Origin of the sequence: Pontibacter rugosus, from assembly GCF_042678745.1 — a bacterium.
In the GTDB taxonomy this organism is placed as follows: Bacteria; Bacteroidota; Bacteroidia; order Cytophagales; family Hymenobacteraceae; genus Pontibacter; species Pontibacter rugosus.
The window spans coordinates 1-934 of the sequence record NZ_JBHTLD010000451.1 but is presented as its reverse complement, the minus strand read 5'-3'; the positions used below and the strand labels follow the sequence as shown (position 1 = coordinate 934).

At 38.9% G+C, this 934-nt stretch carries 3 protein-coding genes; all 3 read right to left on the bottom strand.

Features of this window, described 5'->3' with window-relative positions; all coding sequences use genetic code 11:
* On the bottom strand, positions 1-238 hold a 238-nt coding region (locus ACFQ2O_RS21855), incomplete at its 3' end, for a KH domain-containing protein (RefSeq protein ID WP_377533073.1).
* A gap of 5 nt (positions 239-243) precedes the next feature.
* Positions 244-636, bottom strand: coding sequence for a 50S ribosomal protein L22 (gene rplV, locus ACFQ2O_RS21850; protein ID WP_377533071.1), 393 nt, complete (start codon positions 634-636; stop codon positions 244-246).
* 2 nt (positions 637-638) lie between these two features.
* Positions 639-917 carry a 30S ribosomal protein S19 gene (rpsS, locus tag ACFQ2O_RS21845; RefSeq protein ID WP_068838136.1) on the bottom strand — a complete coding sequence of 93 codons (279 nt, stop codon included), beginning with the start codon at positions 915-917 and terminating at the stop codon, positions 639-641.
* Positions 918-934: the final 17 nt, after the last annotated feature.

Sequence of the window (934 nt, the reverse complement as noted above, 5' to 3'; positions counted from 1 at the left end):
CGCCTTTACCAATAACAACACCTGGTCTAGCTGTGTTAACGGTAAGCGTGATACGCTTAAGTGTTCTTTCAATTATAATTTTAGAAATACCGCCTTTCGGGATACGAGCAAGGATGTATTTTCTGATTTTTTCATCTTCGATCAGTTTCTCAGCGAAATCTTTGCCGCCATACCAGTTCGAATCCCAACCTTTGATAACACCTAGTCGAAAACCGATCGGATTAACTTTCTGTCCCATAATTCTTACTTGTTGGCTTTATTTGATTTCTTAGATAGCTTCTCCAATTGCTCTTCAGACATGCTGTCGATAACAAGTGTTACGTGGTTTGATCTTTTTCTGATTCTGTGACCACGACCTTGAGGAGCTGGACGAAGACGCTTTAGCATTTTTCCTTCATCAACAAATATTGTCTTGATGTAAAGATTAGCTTCTTCGATTCTAGCATCTTCGTTCTTTGCCTGCCAGTTTGCTAATGCAGATAAAACAAGTTTCTCTACTTTGGCTGCACCAGCATTGGCTTCAAACTTAAGAATACCAAGAGCCTTAGATACGCTTTTACCGCGTACTAAGTCTGCTACCATTCTCATCTTACGAGGAGAGGTAGGGACGTTATTTAGTTTTGCTATTGCTTCCATGATTAACGCTTGCCTTTATCTTTCTTAGCAATGTGACCTCTAAAGTTTCTAGTCGGAGCAAATTCACCTAGTTTATGTCCTACCATGTTTTCGGTAACATAAACCGGAATAAATTTATTTCCGTTATGAACTGCAAAAGTGTGGCCTACGAAATCAGGAGATATCATAGATCTACGTGACCAAGTCTTAATAACTGACTTTTTGCCAGACTCGTTCATTACAGTTACTTTCTTCTCGAGCCTAAAGTCAATATAAGGCCCTTTTTTTAATGATCTAGCCATTTACTATTTCTTCTTAC

Excerpts from the sequence above, each read along its gene's own strand:
- rplV (WP_377533071.1), bottom strand. The coding sequence starts at position 636 with ATGGAAGCAATAGCAAAACTAAATAACGTCCCTACCTCTCCTCGTAAG.
- rpsS (WP_068838136.1), bottom strand. The coding sequence starts at position 917 with ATGGCTAGATCATTAAAAAAAGGGCCTTATATTGACTTTAGGCTCGAG.